General features: G+C 43.8%; 16 protein-coding genes. 9 read left to right on the forward strand and 7 right to left on the reverse strand.

What is annotated here, in order from left to right:
- The 5 genes from hcaB to F947_RS12055 all read left to right on the forward strand — a co-directional run bounded on the left by hcaB (position 1) and on the right by F947_RS12055 (position 5,381).
- Positions 1-816: a 3-phenylpropionate-dihydrodiol/cinnamic acid-dihydrodiol dehydrogenase gene (gene hcaB / locus F947_RS12035; protein WP_004976058.1), complete on the forward strand. Its 816-nt coding sequence runs from the start codon at positions 1-3 to the stop codon at positions 814-816.
- Between the two features lie 71 nt (positions 817-887).
- Complete coding sequence (locus tag F947_RS12040) at positions 888-1,853, forward strand: 3-carboxyethylcatechol 2,3-dioxygenase (protein ID WP_004976064.1); 966 nt, start codon at positions 888-890, stop codon at positions 1,851-1,853.
- 4 nt (positions 1,854-1,857) lie between these two features.
- On the forward strand, positions 1,858-3,084 hold the full coding sequence (hcaD, locus tag F947_RS12045; protein WP_004976070.1) for a 3-phenylpropionate/cinnamic acid dioxygenase ferredoxin--NAD(+) reductase subunit: 1,227 nt from the start codon (positions 1,858-1,860) through the stop codon (positions 3,082-3,084).
- An 88-nt stretch (positions 3,085-3,172) separates the two neighbouring features.
- Positions 3,173-4,081, forward strand: coding sequence for a DMT family transporter (locus tag F947_RS12050; protein WP_004976074.1), 909 nt, complete (start codon positions 3,173-3,175; stop codon positions 4,079-4,081).
- 247 nt (positions 4,082-4,328) lie between these two features.
- A complete protein-coding gene (locus F947_RS12055) occupies positions 4,329-5,381 on the forward strand; it encodes an MBL fold metallo-hydrolase (protein ID WP_004976075.1) in 1,053 nt (350 codons plus the stop codon).
- Between the two features lie 163 nt (positions 5,382-5,544).
- On the opposite strand, the gene F947_RS12060 is transcribed toward F947_RS12055, so the two are convergent.
- Both F947_RS12060 and F947_RS12065 read right to left on the reverse strand, forming a co-directional pair.
- Positions 5,545-7,065, reverse strand: a complete 1,521-nt coding sequence (locus F947_RS12060; protein WP_004976076.1) for a catalase — start codon at positions 7,063-7,065, stop codon at positions 5,545-5,547.
- A gap of 537 nt (positions 7,066-7,602) precedes the next feature.
- The gene (locus F947_RS12065) at positions 7,603-8,235 is read right to left on the reverse strand and encodes a TetR/AcrR family transcriptional regulator (protein ID WP_026438328.1); all 633 of its coding nucleotides are present in this window, start codon (positions 8,233-8,235) and stop codon (positions 7,603-7,605) included.
- 81 nt (positions 8,236-8,316) lie between these two features.
- Here F947_RS12065 and F947_RS12070 point away from each other — a divergent pair, with 81 nt between their 5' ends.
- Positions 8,317-9,969, forward strand: coding sequence for an acyl-CoA dehydrogenase family protein (locus tag F947_RS12070; protein WP_004976078.1), 1,653 nt, complete (start codon positions 8,317-8,319; stop codon positions 9,967-9,969).
- Positions 9,970-10,109: 140 nt separating this feature from the next.
- On the opposite strand, the gene F947_RS12075 is transcribed toward F947_RS12070, so the two are convergent.
- On the reverse strand, positions 10,110-10,601 hold the full coding sequence (locus tag F947_RS12075; protein WP_004976080.1) for a macro domain-containing protein: 492 nt from the start codon (positions 10,599-10,601) through the stop codon (positions 10,110-10,112).
- Between the two features lie 443 nt (positions 10,602-11,044).
- On the opposite strand from F947_RS12075, the gene F947_RS12080 reads away from it, so the two are divergent.
- Complete coding sequence (locus tag F947_RS12080; RefSeq protein WP_004976081.1) at positions 11,045-11,236, forward strand: DUF7230 family protein; 192 nt, start codon at positions 11,045-11,047, stop codon at positions 11,234-11,236.
- Positions 11,237-11,251: 15 nt separating this feature from the next.
- Here the strand turns inward: F947_RS12080 and ptsP are convergent, their stop codons facing one another.
- Together ptsP and F947_RS12090 are read right to left on the reverse strand one after the other, a co-directional pair.
- Positions 11,252-13,549: a phosphoenolpyruvate--protein phosphotransferase gene (gene ptsP, locus F947_RS12085; RefSeq protein WP_004976082.1), complete on the reverse strand. Its 2,298-nt coding sequence runs from the start codon at positions 13,547-13,549 to the stop codon at positions 11,252-11,254.
- A gap of 99 nt (positions 13,550-13,648) precedes the next feature.
- On the reverse strand, positions 13,649-14,131 hold the full coding sequence (locus F947_RS12090) for an RNA pyrophosphohydrolase (protein ID WP_004976084.1): 483 nt from the start codon (positions 14,129-14,131) through the stop codon (positions 13,649-13,651).
- A 183-nt stretch (positions 14,132-14,314) separates the two neighbouring features.
- Between F947_RS12090 and F947_RS12095 the strand changes: the two genes are divergently transcribed.
- On the forward strand, positions 14,315-14,965 hold the full coding sequence (locus tag F947_RS12095; RefSeq protein ID WP_004976085.1) for an HAD family hydrolase: 651 nt from the start codon (positions 14,315-14,317) through the stop codon (positions 14,963-14,965).
- 153 nt (positions 14,966-15,118) lie between these two features.
- Entirely contained in the window at positions 15,119-15,364 is a 246-nt protein-coding gene (locus F947_RS12100; RefSeq protein ID WP_004976087.1) for a DUF2789 family protein, read from the forward strand.
- 94 nt (positions 15,365-15,458) lie between these two features.
- Here F947_RS12100 and F947_RS12105 read toward each other — a convergent pair whose 3' ends face one another.
- Together F947_RS12105 and F947_RS12110 are read right to left on the reverse strand one after the other, a co-directional pair.
- On the reverse strand, positions 15,459-16,319 hold the full coding sequence (locus F947_RS12105) for a LysR family transcriptional regulator (RefSeq protein WP_004976089.1): 861 nt from the start codon (positions 16,317-16,319) through the stop codon (positions 15,459-15,461).
- Positions 16,320-16,526: 207 nt separating this feature from the next.
- The gene (locus tag F947_RS12110) at positions 16,527-16,763 is read right to left on the reverse strand and encodes a DUF2061 domain-containing protein (RefSeq protein WP_004976091.1); all 237 of its coding nucleotides are present in this window, start codon (positions 16,761-16,763) and stop codon (positions 16,527-16,529) included.
- Positions 16,764-16,811: the final 48 nt, after the last annotated feature.

Genomic DNA, 16,811 nt, shown 5'->3' on the forward strand with positions numbered 1-16,811 from the left:
ATGGGTTGGCTAAAAGGCGAAGTGGCACTGATTACAGGTGGCGGTTCTGGTTTAGGTTGGGCTTTGGTCGAGCGCTTTCTTGAAGAAGGTGCGCATGTGGGCGTGTTACAGCGCTCACAATCTAAAGTTGATGCCTTAAAAGAACGTTTTGGTGATCAAATCGTGGCAGTCGCTGGTGATGTTGCCAACTATGCAGACAATGTCCGTGCTGTGCAGGCCACTGTGGAGCGTTTTGGAAAGCTGGATTGCTTTATTGGCAATGCAGGGATTTGGGATCACTACGCAGATATCGTCAATACTTCTGGTGAGCAGCTTGAAAAAGCCTTTGATGAAATCATGGGCATCAATACCAAGGCGTTAATCTTGGGGGCAAAAGCAGCACTGGATGAGTTGGTGAAATCTGAAGGTTCTATCATCTTAACCTTATCCAATTCTGCGCTGTATTCTTCAGGCGGTGGTCCTGTTTACACTGCATCTAAACATGCAGGTGTTGGCATCATGAAAGAGTTGGCTTATGAATTGGCACCTAAAGTACGTGTCAATGCTGTTGCGCCTTCAGCGATGAATGTCAATATTAAGGGCGCAGCATCTTTAGGTCAGGAAAACCTAGGCTTACTCGATGCACGTGATCCTGAAAAAATTGCACGCGGTATGCCGCTGAATTTCTTGCCTGAGCCAGAAGACATGACTGGTTCGTATGTGCTCTTGGCATCGCGTCAAAATAACCGTGCGCTGACTGGCGTTCTGATCAATGCAGAATGTGGTTTGGGTATTCGTGGTTTGCGTCAACCACGTGCAGGTTTTTTTGACGAATAAAATTGAGTCTAAATTCAATAGACGAATCGGCAGCCTTTCTCTGGGCTGCCTTCCTTATTTAGGAGTCTTTCATGGCCGTTAAACTCATTTGTGCATCGCACAGTCCTTTAATGGAATTTGCAACACCGCAAGATCAATCTAAAGAACAAAAAGTTCGTGCTGCCTTTGAGCAACTTTCTGCCGAAGTCAAAGCTTACGATCCAACCCTGATCATTACCTTTGGTCCAGACCATTTCAACGGTTTCTTTTACGATTTGATGCCAAGTTTCTGTGTCGGTATTCGTGCTACGGCTGCGGGTGACTGGGACTACGGCAAAGACAACAACCGTATTGATGTGCCTGAAGACAAAGCCTTGGCAATGGTGCGCCGTGTGTTGGATGAAGGTGTAGATGTTGCATATTCGTATCGTATGCAGGCCGACCATGGGGTGACTCAGCCATTACACTTTTTGTGTGAGGGGCAGCTAGATCGTTATCCAACCATTCCCGTATTTATTAATGGCGCTGCAGCACCGATGCCAACCACCAAGCGTACCATTGCTTTGGGTCGTGCTGTGGGTCAATTCATCAAGTCGTTGAATCTTGAAAATGAGCGCGTTTTGGTCTTGGGTACAGGTGGTCTTTCACACGATCCACCAACGCCACAAATGGGTTCAGTACCGCCTGAAGTTGAAGAGTTTTTAATTGCAGGTCGTAATCCGAGCCCTGAAGCACGTCATGCACGTCAGGCCAAAGTGATTGCAGTCGGTCAGAAACTTGCTGCAGGCGATACTTCTGTGGCTGTACCGTTAAGCCCTGAGTGGGATATTGCCTTGCTTGAAAAATTCAAACAGGCAGACTTTGCAGCTATGGAAGCCATGACCGAAGCTGAAATTCGTCGAGATGGTGGTCGTGGTGGTCAGGAAGTCCGTTCGTGGATGGCTGCTTTTGCTGCGTTAGATGAACTGGGTGCGTATGAAATGACCACGCATTGCTATGAAGATATTAGTGAGTGGATTGCGGGCTTTGGCATCGTATCTGCCGAGTTAAAAGGTTAAGCCCATGAGTGTAGAAACAATTGTGATTGTGGGGGCAGGTCAGGCAGGGGCGAGTGCCATTCTTGAGCTGCGCGGCAATCAATATGCAGGCAACATCATCTTAATTGGAGATGAAACACATTTGCCTTATGAGCGTCCACCGCTGTCTAAAGATGTGATTTTGCGTCCTGAAGAAACCAAAATCGAAATTCTGTCGGAAGAAAAATTGGCAGAACTAGGTGTGACCACTATTCGTGGCAATGGCGTGAGCAAAATCAATGCCGAAGCACATACGGTTGAATTGCAAAATGGTGAGGTCATTGCCTACGACAAGTTGTTGCTTGCCACAGGCGGTGCTGCACGTCGCTTGCCAAATTTTGATGCCTTAGGTAAACACGTTTACACGTTGCGTAATCTTGAAGACTCGCAAGCCTTAGTCCCTGTATTACAAGCGGGTCGTCGCATCATCTTAATTGGTGGTGGTGTGATTGGTTTAGAGTTGGCATCTTCTGCACGTTTTAAAGACTGTCAGGTAACTGTCATTGAAATGGGACCAATGGTGATGGGACGTTCATCACCACTCATCTTGAGTGAGTTTTTACTGCAACAGCAGTTATTGGCAGGAGTTGATGTACGTCTGTCTACGCAAATTGCAGATTGCAAGCTAGATGGTGAAGAAATTGTCGTGACCCTAGAAGGTGGCGAAGAACTACGTGCCGATGCGGTGATTTACGGTATTGGGATTATTCCAAACGCACAACTGGCAGTTGAAGCAGGCTTAGATGCAGACTTTGCCGTGCATGTGAATGAAAACTGTCAAACCTCAAACCCAGACATTTATGCTGCGGGCGATGTCGCATCACAACTGCGTGAATGTGGCAATCATCGTCGTGTAGAAACTTGGGAAAATGCCAACCTGCAAGCAGGCATATTCGCGCGTCATGTGATGGGCGTGGAACATCCTGTGGCCAATCCTGCGTGGTTTTGGACTGATCAGCTCGACATTAACTACCAGTTTGTAGGAGATATGTCGGCAGCAGAATGGCATGTGCGTGGTGAGATGGATGCTGCCAAACGCAGTGAGTCTTCATTCGTATTGTTTGGTGTGACCGATGGTGTGATTGTGGGCGGAATTACCGTCAACTCAGCCAAAGATATGCGTCACTTGAAAAAGCTGATTGCCAAGCAAGCTGCTTTTGAAGCTGACAAATATTTAGATGTGAGCCAAGAGCTTCGCAAATTGGTGAAGTAAGCTTGAACTGCTATCAAACAGACCTGAGGCAACTTGGGTCTGTTTTTTATCTGCCGAATAAAAGTGTCCATTTTATGTTGAGCAAGCGATGAATGCGAATACATCTCCTGTTGTGGTAACTGCCAGTATTTATGCCTTGTTAGTATTAATCTGGGCGACCACGCCATTGGCGATTGTCTGGAGTGTGCAGGAAATTCACCCTATGTGGGTCTTGATTATCCGCTACATTGGGGCTTCCGTGATTGCGCTATGCTTGCTCAAACTGATGCGCGATCCACTGCCTTTTGATCACACCTCAGTGAAAAGCTATTTGGCGGGTAGTCTGAATTTAATTGGTGCACAGCTATTTATTTACTTGGCTGCCAATTATTTAACTTCAGGCTTAATGGCGCTGATTTTTGGCTTTTCTCCTTTAATCGCAGGCTTGATTGGTCATGTGATTTTACGCACGCAAAAATTGATTGCCTTACAGTGGACAGGGATGGCAATTGCGATTGCAGGACTCAGCTTTGTCTTTGCAGACTCTGCCGACAGCAAAGTGAATCCATGGGGCGTGGTGTTGATGTTTATCAGTATGCTGTCCTATATCAGCTCAATTTTTTGGGTCAAACAAATCAATGCTCCTTTAAAGCCGATGTCACAAGCCACAGGTTCTTTATTGGTATCATCGGCAGGGTCATTGTTATTAATTCCCTTTATTTGGTCGCATTTCCCGACTCAAATGCCAAGCAGCCAAGCCATGATTGGTTTTGTATTTACCATGATCATGTCGTCTATTGTCGCCATGCTGTGTTATTTCTGGCTGATTCGTCGTTTAAATGCCTCAACCGTATCTTTAAGTAATGTGATGACTCCCATCATCGCGTTAATTTTAGGTGCGACCTTAAATAATGAACACATCAGCATGAATGCGTTTATTGGCATTGCCGTGGTGATGTTCGGGATTGTGATGTATTTCTGGAAAGAATGGCGCGAACAATATTTTGCTAAACGCTAAGCCCGCATTGCTATACCCGTGTTTAGGTTTTTCTAAAGCCTCGTTTATCTGAGGTGTAAATTTCCGATCATTAACCCGCTGTCGATACGACTTTTTTCTCAAAACAACAAAAACATAAAGGAAATTGCCTGCTTGATTTCGCTACTATGCGTGATAGAGTCAACACATGAACCAAAGCTGTGTTTTTTTCTGAACAGATCAGGATAAAAAGCATCATGGTAGATGCGCTATATATTATTGGGCTTACATGAACAACGTGGAACAAAAGCATTTTCAACTGCCAACGGAAGCCTGTTGGTCGCATACTTGGCGTAAACCCAAGCTGCAGTTTTTGCCTTCAAATCATTATGATGGAGCGCAGTTTTTTAATCCGATTGCGTGTCCTGAGGGGCGCAGCCAAACTGATTTATTGAAATGGTTGCTAAAACGCAAATCGAACAGTTGGAATGTCAATCCGCAACAAGAAGCACAGCAATTTTTTACAGCGCCAAGTGCTTTGCCACAATTACGTCCACACGCCAGTTTGGATGATTGGCAAGTTTGGTTTGTGGGGCATGCAACGGTGCTGATTCAAATTGGACCGTATAACTTTTTAACCGATCCAGTCTGGGCAGAGCATGCCAGTCCGAAACAGGGGCGAGGGCCTAAACGTGCCTGTCCTGCAGGGATTGCACTGGAAGATTTACCGACCATTCATGCCGTCTTCTTGAGCCATAACCATTATGACCACATGGATTTAGCCACCTTAAAATGGCTGAATCATCAATTTGCCATGCCTATTTATACAGGTTTGGGCAATGCTTGGTATTTGCCGCCTGATTTGCATGTGATTGAAATGGACTGGTGGCAATCGGCTTTATTTAAAGAAGTGAAAATTGTCTACACCCCTGCACAACATGGTTCAGGGCGTGGCGTACGTGATCAGAACATGGCGTTATGGGGCGGTTTTTCTATTTTGCATGGGCAAGATCATTGCTTCTTTGCGGGCGATACAGGTTACTCGCCACACTTTAAAGAAATCCAAACCCGCATTGGCGCACCGCGCGTGGCACTTTTACCTATAGGTTCTTACGAGCCACGGAATCTGATGCGTTATATGCATATGAACCCTGAAGATGCCTTTCAGGCCCATAAAGATTTACATTCCAAATGTTCTTTGGCCATTCATTACCGCACTTTTGAGCTGACCGATGAAGGGCGTGAGCAACCAGAGGCAGACTTGCATCATGCCATGAAGCGTTCATCTAAATTAATGAATCCGTTTTATTGTATTCGTGAAGGTAAGAAATTAATTGTTTAATCTTTTAAAAACTTGACCTTAAATAAAAGTGACACGCTACTTTTCACGCTACTGAAAAGTGGCAATGATAGATATAGAACACAAAGCCCCTATCGAAATAGGGGCTTTGTTTTGGTGTTTAAAGTCTTGCTGTTTAGACTGACTTGATCTTTAACTACAAAGATTACAGTACGCCAGGCTGACCAAGTGCAGGGTCACTGGCACGTGCTGCTTGCGCATCGGCAACGGTCATGCCTAAAGCTGCTGCAACGCCTTCGCCATAAGCAGGGTCACATGCATAACAGTTACGAATATGACGATACTTAATAAAGTCTAAAGCATCACCCATCGCACGTGCCGTGTTATCAAACAGTGCTTGTTTTTGCTCAGGGTTCATTAAATTGAACAAGGCACGCGGCTGGCTAAAATAGTTGCTATCATCTTCACGATAATCCCAGAAATCTGCATCGCCACGAATTTTTAGCGGTGGTTCGCGGTATTGTGGTTGCTCTTGCCATTGATGGAAGCTGTTTGGCTCATAGTGTGGCAAGCTGCCATAGTTGCCATCCATACGACCCTGACCATCACGACGGTTTGAGTGCACAGGGCAGCGTGCAGCATTCACTGGAATTTGTGAATGGTTCACACCAACACGGTAACGTGCAGCATCGGCATAGTTGACCAAACGCGCTTGTAACATGCGATCTGGCGAGTAGCTAATTCCTGGTACAAGGTTGCTTGGTGCAAAGGCAGCCTGTTCAACATCTTGGAAGTAGTTTTCAGGGTTACGGTTCAGTTCAAATTCACCCACTTCAATCAGTGGATAATCACCTTTCGGCCAAACTTTGGTGAGGTCAAATGGGTGATAAGGGACTTTTTCTGCATCCAGTTCAGGCATGATTTGCACGAACAGTGTCCATTTCGGGAAATCACCACGTTCAATGGCATTGTAAAGGTCAGTCTGGCTGCTTTCACGGTCACGACCAATCAATTCTGCTGCTTCTGCATCGGTCAGGTTTTGAATGCCTTGTTGAGTGCGGAAGTGGAATTTCACCCAGAAACGCTCATTATTGGCATTAATAAAACTATAGGTGTGGCTACCAAAACCATGCATGTGACGATAACCCACAGGAATACCACGATCCGACATCACAATGGTGACTTGGTGCAGTGCTTCTGGCAGCAAAGTCCAGAAATCCCAGTTATTGGTCGCATTACGCAGGTTGGTGCGTGGGTCACGCTTTACCGCTTTATTCAGGTCAGGGAATTGACGTGGGTCGCGGAAAAAGAACACTGGTGTGTTGTTACCGACTAAATCCCAGTTGCCTTCTTCAGTATAGAATTTTAAAGCAAAACCACGAATGTCACGTTCTGCATCGGCAGCGCCACGCTCACCTGCAACGGTAGAGAAACGAGCAAACATTTCAGTTTTTTTGCCAACTTCAGAGAAAATTTTGGCACGGGTATATTGGCTGATGTCGTGCGTGACAGTAAACGTACCAAACGCACCTGAACCTTTGGCATGCATACGACGCTCAGGAATTACTTCACGTACAAAGTTTGCCAACTTTTCATTGAGCCATAAATCTTGGGCAAGAAGTGGGCCACGTGCGCCCGCAGTCATACTATTTTGGTTATCTACAACAGGTGCGCCTGCATCGGTGGTTAAATGCGTTACAGGGCATTTTTTTATCTCTTGGCTCATCATTGTTCTCCATTATTGTGATCATCATGTGGTGGGCTGTATTAGAAATTTAGCTTCTAAAACAAGCGGCCATGAACCGTTTTGTTTGTTTAAAAAATCAACTACAACACCACAATACCATGCAGATCGGGCTTTGTAGATGAAAGCTTTTCAAATCTCACCATTTTAATGTAAAACGATTTTTATAATTTTACAAATAGATAAATTTATTGTTTATGATTGGTGTATTCGATTATTGTTTGTGTGGAAATCAGGGTCTGTTGACATTTCATAAATGGCTTGCGCTGTAGGCTAAAACTGAGCAGATCAGGCATGAAACGCAGGGAATAGCGAGACTATTGCCAAGTTTCATAACGCAATCTGAGAAAGTTTTAGTCACAGCCTTTCAGGACAAGCATATTTTTTGCTGCTATTACGTTATGTGTCAGTCACTTAGAATGACTAAATTCCCTATCTCATGCCTTATATCAGCTAAAAAAATATGCGTCGTCGCAAACATAGACGAAGTGTCAACAGACCCTAATAGTTTTTGCAGCATTAAATATCTGAAACAGAGACTAAAAACGGTTGAATTGCTAGTGAAATATCGGTGTACAAGGTGCCCCAATCTTGAAAATGCGGATTGATTAATAAACTTTGTGAAATAAAGCCATAGCTGATGCGGTGCAGATTCAAAGCAAGGCGCAGTTGTAGTTCGGCATTATGTATGACAGGTGCGAATATCTGTTGCCACATTTGCAGCATCATGCTGTAACTTTTTTGGTAAGTTTCAATGTGTGAAACTTGTCGTTCCAGTAAAAAAGTCTGTGCCCAAAGCCATTGTTGTGCCTGAATTTGCTGAAGCTGAAACTGAATGATTGTTGCGATATAGCGGTTTATTTCAACAACTGTGGATAACTCAAGTTGCTGTTGGGCATAACTTTTTAAGCGTTCTGCATGCTGTTTGACTTGCAGGTGAATCGTCAATGCCAGTAAATCTTCTTTCTTGGCAAAGTATTCATAAAAAGTGCCTAAACCGACACCTGCCAAATCGGTAATTTCGCGAATGGTAATTTCAGCTGCCGAGCGTTCATGCAAAAGCCGAACAAAACTTTCTTGTAAAGCCTCTTGAGTCAGTTTAGCCCTTGATTGGCGCGGCTTACGGCGCACTTGAACCTCAGAATTTTTCATAAATAAAGCCGAACACCTGAGCGCATATTTTTCTCTATACTGAATGCAATGATAGCACCGCGTTTATCTAGGAGTGACACAATGCAGACATGGATGACCCATCAAATTCAAAATCAGTTTGATGAATTACAAGACTATAACTTATTTGAAACCGATACGGTTTTACAAGAAATTTTAACCCGTTATGGCAGTCAAGATCAGACCCGACTGAGTGAATTGGGGCACATTGCAGCATCGGCAGAATATTATCATTATGCCGATTTAGCCAATCGGCATACGCCTATTTTACATGCCTTCGATGCACGTGGACGTCGTAAAGATGTAGTGGAGTTTCATCCTGCGTGGCATCACTGGATGGCGCTGAATCGTAAGTTTGACACGCATGCACATCCATTTAAGCAACCGCAATCTACGGCAAAATGGGTCGATTGGGCCAGTCGTTTTTATTTGGCAGGACAGGTTGAGTGCGGTAATTTATGCCCAAATTCTATGACTTTAGGCAGCATTCCGCTCATTCAGCGTGAACCTGAGTTGTGGGCAAGCATGGGTGAGAAACTGTTATCGCATGAATATGACCCGCGTGATGTGCCGATTTCACAAAAGAAATCTATTTGGCTGGGCATGGGTATGACCGAAAAGCAGGGTGGTTCAGATGTGCGTGCCAACCAAACGCTTGCCGTTCCAGTCGCAGAAACAGGACGAGGCCAAGCTTATTTACTGACAGGGCATAAATGGTTTTTCTCAGCACCGATGTGTGATGCACATTTGGTGGTGGCCAATACCGAGCAAGATGGTTTGGCTTGTTTCTTTGTCCCGCGCTGGTTGGAAGATGGCAGCAAAAATCATGTTCAGGTACAGCGCTTAAAAGACAAAGTCGGAAACCGCAGCAACTCCAGTTCAGAAGTCGAATTTCAGCAGGCTTGGGGCGTTATGATCGGAGAAGCGGGGCGTGGTATTCCCACGATTATTGAAATGGCGAATTACACCCGTTTAACATGTGCTGTGGGCAGTAGTGCCATGCTCCGCCAAGCCCTTGTGCAGTGCCTTGCCTATACCCGACAGCGTCAGGCTTTTGGGCAGACACTGGCTAATCAGCCATTAATGCAGGCGGTTTTGGCAGATTTAGCACTGGAAACCGAAGCTGCAGTACAACTCAGTTTTCATTTGGCTCATTGTTATGAAAGCGATGATGCTGTGTCTTTGGCATGGAAGCGCTTAATGACGCCTGCAGCGAAGTTTTGGGTATGCAAACGCGCTGTGGAGCTTACAGGTGAGATGATGGAGGTCTTTGGTGGCAATGGTTATGTCGATAACGGCATCATGGCACGTATTTTCAAAGAAGCGCCTGTGAATACCATTTGGGAAGGTTCAGGCAATGTGATGTGCTTAGATGTGCTACGCGCCATGCAGCGAGAACCTGGGCTAATTCAGGTGTTATTACAAGACTTGGCGGGTACTGCCATTACAGATGCTATTTTGAGCCGTGAGTTAGATCGTTTGCAGCAGTTATTGAAGAGCACGAATGGTCAAGATTTACAATTTATGGCACGTTCTTTAGTCAGCCGTTTAGTGATCTTGGCACAAGCGGTATTGTTGCTGCGTTATGCCCCAGACTTTGTTGCACAGGGTTTTATTCAGTCACGTTATAGTGAATCGCATGGGCAAGTGGTGGGTATGCTGAAACCTGAACAGGTAGATGTTGCCGCCATTTTACAGCGTGCATTTGCGGCATAAAATCCAGTGCTTCTCATAGTTAACACATAAAAAAATTCACCCGCTTGGCAAACACCAAACGGGTGAATCGAACCGTCTCTTTCAGTTAAGTGTTGAATAATCACACTCAATAGATCAAGTCAAAGCTGATCTGGCAATACTTACTTCGCAGGCTCTTCAGCTTTTACACCTTTTTGATAAAGCGTGTAAATGTAGATCGGAATATCCAAATCTTCTAAGTGTTTGTAGATCAGTGGACGTACATCTTCCCAATCTAAACCGCCTACACCTGTTGCAAGACGTGGTAATGCCAAGCTTTCAATTTTCTCTTCTTCAATCAACTGTTTTAAGTTTTTCAAAGTACGGTTTACGTATTCTGTTGATGCTTTACCAGGTTTTGAACCGTTGTCATAAGCGGCTTCCTGAGTCATCAAGTTCACAATGCGTTGACCTTCAGCATTGACCCAAGTCCATTGCTCGCCCGCTTTAGGGTGGTAAATATGGCAATAGTTACGGAAGTCTTTATACAATGCAGGCCAGTGCTCGCGCAGACTTAAAGCCAAACCTGTAGCAAAGTTATCGTTAGGGGCAACACCGTGAGCAATTGCACGTGCTTCGCTCAGTAAAATATCTCCAGATACTTCATAAATCATAGATTTGACTCCTGTTTTTAATGGTCTTGTTTAACTGATCTTCTATATTCATATTAGCCAATCATTGCCATTTTTCTAGTGGATTTTATAACTACTAAGTCTTTGCAAAGTAATAAAATTTTTTAGAATTTCGTGCTATAATTGTATGGGTAAAGCAGCTGAATATTCTTTAAAATAGCTTTCAAAAATAACCGTCAGAAAAATCCAGTAAAACTGCTTTTAGTAAGTTTTTCACCCTTATTTTTATCTTAGCACTATTTAGGGTAAATCGCTTGTAAATTGTACAAAAAAGCGTATGATCGGCTGCCCAACTTACGTGGACGGTTGGAGGAAGATTAACCATTTTTTGCAGATATTATCGGCTTGAATTTTACGCCAACACCTCCATTTATATAGAGCAGGCATACTGCTCATTTCAATAATCAACTGAAAGGAACAGCGTTATGGCAAAGAAAAAACAGCCAGAGCTTATTCAGCATAACTTTGTGGCAAAGCACATGCATGAGGTCAACAAAAGTCAGGTTTTTGTAGACCGTAAGAAAAATGCCAAACGAGGCTATAGCAAACACAAACAAGGGCGATATTCCGATGATTATCGCCCTTGTTGTTTTTGGAGTGAATGGTGTGTTGCTTGAGGCTTAAACTAAGTTTTATGGAGATACGATACGTGTCGCTAGTTTCACCATATCGCCCAAGCCATGGGTTTTAAAATAATATTCCATCAGACTTTTCACCATCAGCGGATTATTCATTTTTAACGCCTGATCTAATAAATGTTGCGCATCGGTCATCGGTACATGACAAATTGCTTTACGCACCCGCAAGATATTACTTGAACTCATCGACAGGGTATTAAAGCCCATTGCCATCAGAATTACCGCAGACAGCGGATCTCCTGCCATTTCGCCACAAACGCTCACAGGCTTGTCATATTTATGACATTCTTTCACCAAGCGGGTTAAGGCGCGCAGTACTGCAGGATGAAAGTGTGAATAGACGTTGGCCACACGCGGATTGTTACGATCCACTGCCAATAAATACTGGGTTAAATCGTTTGATCCTACCGAGAAAAAATCCACCAACGGGGCAAATTCATCAATTTGCAGCAGCACACTCGGTACTTCTACCATAATGCCAATTTTCGGTTTGGTGATTTTAACCTGTTCTTCTTCCTGCACTGCTTGCAAGTCACGATCTAGCAAATACAAGGCTTCTTCAACCTCGCTGACACTGGTGATCATTGGCAGCAAAATATGCAGATTATTCAAACCAATACTGGCTTTGAGCATGGCACGAATTTGCGAAGAAAAAATTTCAGGATGATCTAGCGTGAAGCGAATCCCGCGCCAACCCAAGGCTGAGTTTTCTTCTTCAATCGAAAAGTACGGCAAGTCCTTGTCTGCGCCAATATCTAGCGTACGCATCACCACAGGTTTGTTGGCAAAGTGACTGAGCTGTTGGCGGTAAATAGCACGCTGTTCTTCTTCGCCCGGGAAACGGTCACGCAGCATAAATGGAATTTCAGAACGATATAAACCAACACCTTTAGCACCGCGTTGTACGCCACGCACCACGTCAATCATCAAGCCTGTATTGACATACAATTTTACCGCTACGCCGTCAGGGGTAATGGCATCTTTGGTTTCATATTGCTTGAGGTCTTTGGCAATCTGTTCTTCTTCTTTTTGAATTTCTTTATAGCGTGTCCGCATGCGACGTGGCGGGTTGATAAACACCCGACCTTGGTGCGCATCTACAATCATTTCCACATCGTCTAGGCTGTTGATGGGCAATTCAGTTACGCCAACTACGGTTGGAATACCCAAAGCACGTGCCACAATGACCATGTGAGAATTCATTGCGCCTTCGGTGGTGACAATTGCTGCAATTTTATCGACAGGCAGTTCTACCAAAGCTGCTGTGGAAATTTCTTCGCCAATTAAAATACTTTCATCGGTCAGTTCACGGTGACTGGCATCGGCTTCTTGTAAAGAGGCGAGAATACGACGCCCTAAATCTTTCAGGTCAGAAACACGTTCGCGTAAATAGTCATCTTCCATTTGCGAAAATAGGGCAATGTGATTGTCAATTACAATACGCACTGCACCTTGTGCCCAGTTCCCTTCACGAATCAGTTCTTTAATTTCTGCAGGCAGGGCATTTTCATCCAACATGCGTAGGAACACACTGAATAAAGCGCGTTCTTCTGCCATTAAGGCATCCTGCATTTTGTCATCTAGTGCCTGAATTTCTTGACGCACTGCATCTAGTGCGTTGTCTAGTAATTCTAACTCTTCACTAATGTCTTCAGCTTCACGATCAGGTACAGCCGCCAAATCTGCAGGTGGATACAGAATTACCGCACGACCCAGTGCAATCCCGCCCGAACCTGATACGCCCTGAAAGGTTTTGTAGGCAGGCAGGTTGTTGGGTTTGCGGAACACATCAATATTGCCCACGGCATGCGCATGCGCAATGACACCAGAAAGCTGGGCGCAGAGCGTCACTAAAAAGGATTCTGCCGCTTCAGAAAAGTCTTGTTTATCTTTGTTTTGCACCACAAGAACGCCCATCACTTTACGACGATACATGACAGGCACGCCAAGGAAGGAATTATAAATTTCTTCGCCTGTTTCGGGTAAATACATGAAGCGTTCGTGTTTGGGCGCATCGTTTAGGTTGACAATTTCTTCACGTTGTCCGACTAAACCGACCAAACCTTCACTGGTATGTAGAGACACATGCCCCACGGACTCAGGATTTAAACCCTTTGATGCCATGAGCAAGTAGCGTTGATTGCGTTCATCGAGCAGGTAAATAGAGCAGACATCCACATGCATGGCTTCTGCGACCTGATTGACCATAATATCGAGTGATTCATGCAAACTGGTGGACGCATTGATTTCTTGTACAATGCGTCTAAGGGTATCCAGTTGCATGTTCGACATACGCGCTACTCCATATTCCAATCAATGATTTGAGGTCAGTTTTACACCACAGATGACCCTATAACAATAAGCTAAAAAATCTACATCTTCATGCAAATTTTAAGGTTTTTTCAGGGGCAATTGATTGCACAATTCCACCATCGCTTTACGGTAGACGTCACGTTTAAAATTGACAACCTGACCAAGCGGATACCAGTAACTGACCCATTGCCATTGATCAAATTCGGGTGGGTCTGACAAATTCAGCCGAATATGATGCGCTGACGCTGTCAGTTGCAATAAAAACCACTTCTGTTTTTGACCAATACATACGGGATCCGAATCCGTGCGTATATACCGATGTGGCAAACGATAACGCAGCCAACCCTTAGTTTGCGCGATAACTTGGACGTGTTCGGGCAGTAAGCCAACTTCTTCTCTCAGCTCACGATAAAGTGCCTGTTCAGGGGTTTCTCCATATTGGATACCTCCTTGTGGAAATTGCCATGCATTGTGACCAATGCGTTTTGCCCATAGAACTTGTCCAAACTCGTTTGCCAAAATGATCCCGACATTGGGTCGGAAACCTTCTGAGTCGATCATTTGGCTACCTAAATATTGTTTAATTTATGACTTTGCACTCGGGGATAATGATTTCTTTTCTCCAACTCGAAAACGCAAAGTGTAAATAATGTTAAAATTGCTATGATCTTAACGAATTTCTATCGACTAGCGGAGATAGATTTACAATTTTTTTCTTAAATTTCAGTTTTTACGAGTATTTTCATGAAATTGGCGCTATTTGATCTCGATCACACCTTGTTAAATACTGATTCAGATCATTCTTGGGGTGAGTTTTTGGTAAGTGAGGGCTTGGTCGATCCTGTTCGCCATCGCGCCATGAACGACAAGTTTTATGAAGACTACAAAGCAGGGCAACTCGACCCAATTGCATATAACGAATTTGTATTTGAGTTTTTAACCCAGCACGACAATCAGTACCTCACAGATTTGCATGAATTATTTATGCAAAAGGTGATTCGTCCGCAAATGCGTCCTGAAGGTTTTAAAGCAATTCAGCGTCATCAGGCTTTAGGACATGAATTGGTGGGCATCACCGCAACTTCTGACTTTATTACAGCACCTATTTTTCGTGAATTTGGCATTACTGAAATTATTGCCACCAATGCGGAAGTAGTCGATGGTAAATATACAGGCAAAGTGATTAACACCGCATGTTACCAAAAAGGCAAATTAGTGCGTTTGGAGCAATGGCTAGAAGGCCGCGATGTGACTGAGTCTTGGGCGTATTCAGATTCCATTAACGACCGTTTCTTGCTGGAATATGCCGATCATGCCATTGCGGTAAACCCAGATGCACGTTTACAGGCTTTGGCGGAAGAGCAAGGGTGGGATGTGCAGGACTGGTCAATTTAAAGCTTAGATTAGTGCAATTGTTGCTGTATCAGGTGTAACTAGTCGCTTGTTTCTGTTTTGTTTTTATTTGCTGCAATGTTGGATTATGTCATTCATTTTTAGAATAGGCATGCTAAGGTAAGACAAGAATTAAAAATGATCAGGAGTGAAAAAATGAGTGGTGTACGCCCAAGAATGACACATTTATTTGAACAACTGGGTTTGGATGCCAGTGAAGCTGCGATTCAGCAATTTATTGAAACGCATCAATTGAATGCAGAAACAACAATTGCCGAGGCAGAATTTTGGACGGAAGCACAGCGTCAGTTTATCGTCGAAAAAATGAAATCGGATGGTTCATGGGCAATTGTGGTAGACCAATTGAATGAATCTTTGCATGAAGATTCGGTGAGTCGTTAAGACTTCACTTGTGTCCAAGTTGAGCCAATAAAAAAACACCCTCAGTACAATCGTGTCTGAGGGTGTTTTTCATTCAAAAGAAACGATTAATCTTTTAGTGTTTCATCATCTCAATCAATTCTAAAACAGCGCGTGATTGCGTTCGTCCCGGATGCCATACCATGCCTAATTGACGGTTCATTTCTAAGTCAATATCTAACTGTTGTAAGTCTTGATTGACCAAAGTTTTAGGTAAAACAGACCATCCCAAACCAATTGACACCAACATCCGAATAGATTCTAGCGGATTATTGCTCATGGTGACTTTAGGTTTAACACCTTGCTTTTCAAACTCTGCCAAAGTGATTTGACTGGTATAGGTTTGCGCGGCAGGCAACAAACTAGGGTAGGCGAGTAAATCGGTCAATTGCAGGTTTTTCTGATGTGCAAGCGGATGAAAAGATGCGACCACAAACACCAATGGATCATTCCAAATGGTGACATAAGACAGACGTTCATCTAATTTGGGCGGTAAGGTCAGAAAAGCCAGTTCTAAATCGCCTGCCAAAACTTGTTCATGTGCCTGTTCTGAGTCGACAAAATGCACATCTAACGTGACGTTGGGAAATTCCTGTACATATTCACGTAAATGATTGGGTAAATGGTGCAAACCAATATGGTGACTGGTGCCGATTTTCAGTTTGCCTTGAACCTGTCCTTGCTCATGACTGAGAGTGTGGTGAATATCGCCCAGTTCATTCAGCCAGTTTTTGACTTTGGGTAATAATGAATGTGCTGCATGCGTGGCTTGCACTCCACGACCTGCTGATTCAAACAGTTTCACGCCAAAATAGTCTTCTAGGCTGTGAATACGTTTGGTCACCGCAGGTTGGGTAATAAATAACTGATCTGCTGCCAAAGAAATAGAACCTGTTTCCATGACTTTAACAAAGGCTTCAAAGGCTGCAAGATTCATTTGCACCATCCATAAAGATTTTTTATTACTGTGCTTATTATTTAGAAAAAATTAGAATTAATCAAAACAAATTCTACTTATTTTTAAACTATGCATCCGGGATGATCTTGTAGAGATACAGCAGAGATAAAAAAAGATCATCGTGGGCTGCAACCAAGATGATCTCAAACTGAAATGGAATATTCACAAGCAGAATCTATAAAACCATTAAGCGATAATTTTAGAATCTTGCGTTTGTGCTTTCTTTTCCCAAATCCGCTCGTGAATGAAATACGCAACAGCTTGTACTGTCGGTTCGACCAAACTTAAGGTAATGGCCATCCAAATATTGCCTGTGACTATATAACCGACCACCATCGCCACGGTGATGTGCATGATGTAGTAGCTTAAAGTTTTTTTGAACATGCGTTGATTGTTGGCGACAAATTTTTGAATATGGCTCATGTGAATACTCCTTATGCTGCTTTGATCATTTTCTGTGTGGATAGCTAA

Origin of the sequence: Acinetobacter towneri DSM 14962 = CIP 107472 (assembly GCF_000368785.1) — a bacterium.
Lineage (GTDB): Bacteria > Pseudomonadota > Gammaproteobacteria > Pseudomonadales > Moraxellaceae > Acinetobacter > Acinetobacter towneri.